This window comes from Sphingomonas sp. Leaf412 (assembly GCF_001425405.1).
GTDB lineage: Bacteria > Pseudomonadota > Alphaproteobacteria > Sphingomonadales > Sphingomonadaceae > Sphingomonas.
The window spans coordinates 333102-337089 of the sequence record NZ_LMQP01000003.1; the positions used below are offsets into that span (position 1 = coordinate 333102).

Annotated in this window: 3 protein-coding genes and 1 pseudogene; 1 reads left to right on the forward strand and 3 read right to left on the reverse strand. The window is 65.3% G+C overall.

Going from position 1 to position 3988, the window contains the following annotated elements; genetic code table 11:
• Nucleotides 1-170 precede the first annotated feature (170 nt).
• Complete coding sequence (locus ASG29_RS08740) at nucleotides 171-449, forward strand: hypothetical protein (RefSeq protein ID WP_156457957.1); 279 nt, start codon at nucleotides 171-173, stop codon at nucleotides 447-449.
• Between the two features lie 146 nt (nucleotides 450-595).
• Here the strand turns inward: ASG29_RS08740 and pnp are convergent, their stop codons facing one another.
• The 3 genes and pseudogenes from pnp to ASG29_RS17500 all read right to left on the reverse strand — a co-directional run.
• Nucleotides 596-2986: a polyribonucleotide nucleotidyltransferase gene (gene pnp / locus ASG29_RS08745; protein WP_055982905.1), complete on the reverse strand. Its 2391-nt coding sequence runs from the start codon at nucleotides 2984-2986 to the stop codon at nucleotides 596-598.
• A 215-nt stretch (nucleotides 2987-3201) separates the two neighbouring features.
• Nucleotides 3202-3471 (reverse strand): 30S ribosomal protein S15, encoded by a 270-nt coding sequence (rpsO, locus tag ASG29_RS08750; RefSeq protein WP_055982907.1) that lies wholly within the window; start codon nucleotides 3469-3471, stop codon nucleotides 3202-3204.
• Between the two features lie 21 nt (nucleotides 3472-3492).
• Nucleotides 3493-3988 (reverse strand): annotated as a pseudogene (locus ASG29_RS17500) (tRNA pseudouridine(55) synthase TruB); the annotation flags it as partial.

The following is a 3988-nucleotide window of genomic DNA, read 5'->3' on the forward strand; positions in this document are numbered from 1 at the left end:
CTACGCTTTACGGCCAAGTCAAAGGATCAGGTTCGTAGACAGTCGGCGGCGTTGCGAGAGAATAATGCAGTCGGACGGTGGGACGTGCCGGACCAAGCCACGAAGAAAAAAGCTCTAAAGCTTTTAAAAGACGTGGGAATTGATAATATCGGGGTAAAGGTGGTGCCAATATGAATTACTCTGTATTCGCAGAAGTGCTGGTAACAGCGACGTTGTATTTGGAGTCCGTTGACGAGTCGGTGATGGACCTCGATAGTTCCGTTCGCGGAATGGAGGAGATCGCTGCTGCCTTACAGCGTCTAGAACCGGACGAGGTGTCCGCGCTCGACGAAGCGCTTCAGAAAATCGCCCTCGAATATGATGGAGAGATGCAGGAGTCCGTCAAGAATATGGTGCGGGACTATGGTCTCACCGACGATCCGGACGATGAAGACACGATTGCGGACTGACCGATATCGCAGGGTAGGGATCTCGTCCGTGACCCGGACGCGACTGTCGTAATTATGAACCTCAATATGGCGCATTGTCGGCCGTAAAAAAAAAGGCCCCGGCATCGCTGCCGGGGCCTTCTTCATTCAGCGCCGATCGGAAAGGATCAGTCGCGGTCGCCGGTCAGGAAGGCGGGGGCGAAGGCCGGGGCGTCGCCCTCGTCCTTGGCGCCGCCTTCGCTGCGCTCGCGGCGCGGGCCGCGCCCGCCGTCGCGATCGCCGCGGCCTTCGCCGCCGCGTCCGCCGCCGCCGTCGCGACGCGGGCCGCGCCCACCGTCACGATCACCGCCGCCGCCGCCGTCACGGCGCGGACCACGGTCACCGCCGCCGCTGCGCGGGCCGCGGTCACGGTCGCCGCCTTCGCGCGGTTCGCGCTTCGGACGCGTGTCCTCCAGCTCGGCGCCGGTCTCCTGATCGACGACGCGCATCGACAGGCGGACCTTGCCGCGCTGGTCGATCTCCAGGACCTTGACCTTCACTTCCTGCCCCTCGGACAGGACGTCGGAGACCTTCTCGACGCGGTCGTTGCGGATTTCGGACACGTGGACGAGGCCGTCCTTGCCGCCCATGAAGTTCACGAACGCGCCGAAATCGACCAGGTTGACGACCTTGCCGTCATAGACCTTGCCCACTTCCGCTTCCTCGACCAGGCCCTTGATCCACTTGATCGCGGCCTCGATCTGCGCCGGGTCGGACGACGACACCTTGATGACGCCCTCGTCGTCGATGTCGACCTTCGCGCCGGTGGTGGCGACGATCTCGCGGATCACCTTGCCGCCGGTGCCGATGACTTCGCGGATCTTCGACTTGTCGATCGAGAAGGTCTCGATCCGCGGCGCATGCGCCGACAGCTCGCTGCGGGTCGAGGACAGGGCCTTGGCCATCTCGTCCAGGATGTGCGCGCGGCCCTCGTTGGCCTGCGCCAGCGCGACCTTCATGATCTCCTCGGTGATGCCCGCGATCTTGATGTCCATCTGCAAGGACGTGATGCCCTCGCTGGTGCCGGCGACCTTGAAGTCCATGTCGCCCAGGTGATCCTCGTCACCCAGGATGTCGGACAGGACCGCGAAGTCCTTGCCCTCCAGGATCAGGCCCATCGCGATGCCCGACACGGGGCGCTTGATCGGCACGCCCGCGTCCATGAGGCTGAGCGAGCCGCCGCAGACGGTCGCCATCGAGGACGAGCCGTTGGACTCGGTGATGTCGGACGTCACGCGGATCGTGTAGGGGAATTCCTCCTTCGTCGGCAGCACCGCGTGCAGCGCGCGCCAGGCGAGCTTCCCGTGGCCGACGTCGCGACGCGACGGGGCGCCGAAGCGGCCGACTTCGCCGACCGAATAGGGCGGGAAGTTATAGTGCAGCATGAAATGCTGGTACGACAGGCCGTTGAGGCCGTCGATCATCTGCTCCGCATCGCGGGTGCCCAGCGTCGTGGTCGCGATCGTCTGCGTCTCGCCACGCGTGAACAGCGCCGAACCGTGCGCGCGCGGCAGGAAGTGGACTTCCGCGCTGATCGGGCGGACCGTCTTCGTATCGCGGCCGTCGATGCGCTTGCCGGTCTTCAGGATCGCGGTGCGGACGATCTCCGCCTCCAGCTTCTTCACCAGCTTCAGCGCGGCGAGATAGCCCTGCGGATCACCGTCCTTCAGGTCCGCCATGCCGTCGCGCGCCTTCGCGCGCGCGTCGTTGATCGCGGTCTGGCGCTGCTGCTTGTCGGTCAGCTTGTACGCCGCCTCCAGGTCCTTGCCGATCAGCTTCTTCAGCTTGGCCTTCACGTCCGCCTTGTCGGACTGGACCTTCAGCTCCCACGGCTCCTTCGCCGCCTGCTCGGCCAGCTTGATGATGGCCTTGATGATGTCCTGCGACGCCTTGTGCGCGAACATGACCGCGCCCAGCATGATGTCCTCGGACAGCTCCTTGGCCTCCGATTCCACCATCATCACCGCGTCGTGCGTGGCGGCGACCATCAGGTCCAGCTCGCCTTCCGCGACCTGCGCGTCGGACGGGTTCAGGATGTATTCGCCGTTCTGGTAACCGACGCGCGCGGCGCCGATCGGGCCCATGAAGGGCACGCCCGACAGCGTCATCGCGGCCGATGCGGCGATCATCGCCAGCAGGTCGGGCTCGTTCTCGCCGTCATAGCTCATCACCTGCGCGATGCAGTTGATTTCGTTGTAGAACCCTTCGGGGAACAGCGGGCGCAGCGGGCGGTCGATCAGGCGGCTGACCAACGTCTCACGCTCGGTCGCGCCACGCTCGCGCTTGAAGAAGCCGCCGGGGATGCGGCCGCTGGAGGAGAATTTCTCCTGATAATGGACGGTCAGCGGGAAGAAGTCCTGCCCTTCCTTGACGTTCTTGGCGGCGGTCACCGCGCACAGGACGACGGTTTCGCCCAGCGTCGCGAGGACCGCGCCGTCGGCCTGCCGCGCGACGCGGCCGGTTTCCAGCGTCAGGGTCTGGTCGCCCCACTGGATTTCCACTTTCTTGGTATCGAACATCTGATTTCCTTCACTCCCCGGTGCAGATCACGCGGGGGGCCTATGAGCGGATCATTTGCGATCCGTTTGGGAGGAGACCGAATTGCCCCCTCTCCGTCACCCCGGCGAAAGCCGGGGTCCATCTCTCCACCTGCGCTATCGGCGCGATGGATCCCCGCCTGCGCGGGGATGACGCAAAACGTAAACGGCCCGCCGAAGCGGGCCGAACGTTTGCGTCACTTGCGGAGGCCGAGCTTCGCGATCAGCGCGAGGTAGCGGTCGCCTTCGGTCTTGCGCAGATAGTCGAGCAGCGAACGACGCTTGTTGACCATCATCAGCAGGCCGCGGCGGGAATGGTTGTCCTTCGCATGGCCCTTGAAATGCTCGGTCAGGTTCTTGATCCGCTCGGTCAGGATCGCGACCTGCACCTCGGTGGAACCGGTGTCGCCCTCGGCGCGGCCATGTTCCTTGATGACTTCCTGGCGGCGTTCTGCGGTGATCGTCATGTCTCGTCCTTCGACATCGGTTTACAGGTTGAAGCCGCGGATGACGCGGACGTCGCCGCCCTCGATCCCGACCAGCGCGACGGGGAGGTCCCCCAGCAGCGCCAGCGCCTGACCGTCGTCGGCGGCGATCCCGGCCAGAACGCGCCCCTGTCGGAGCGCCCCTGCCTGGTCGGGCGTGAGAGACAGGGCCGGGATGTCGTCCAGCCCCGCGCTCAATGGCAGGATATGGTGTTCAAGGGTGTGCGCCGTAGCGGCTTGCGTGAGAATGTCCAGCGATATCGCGGGGAGGAGGGTGAACGGCCCCGCCTTCGTCCGGCGCAGGTGGGTGACGTGGCCGACGGTGCCGAGCGCCAGCGCGATGTCGCGCGCGAGGCTGCGGATATAGGTGCCCTTCGACACGTGCGCGACGAGGGTGGCTTCGTGGAGATCCTCCCCAAGCTTCGCTTGGGGAGGGGGACCGTCGCGCAGCGACGGTGGAGGGGGGGATGCGGAGCCGTGCCGCATCTGCCCCCCCCCC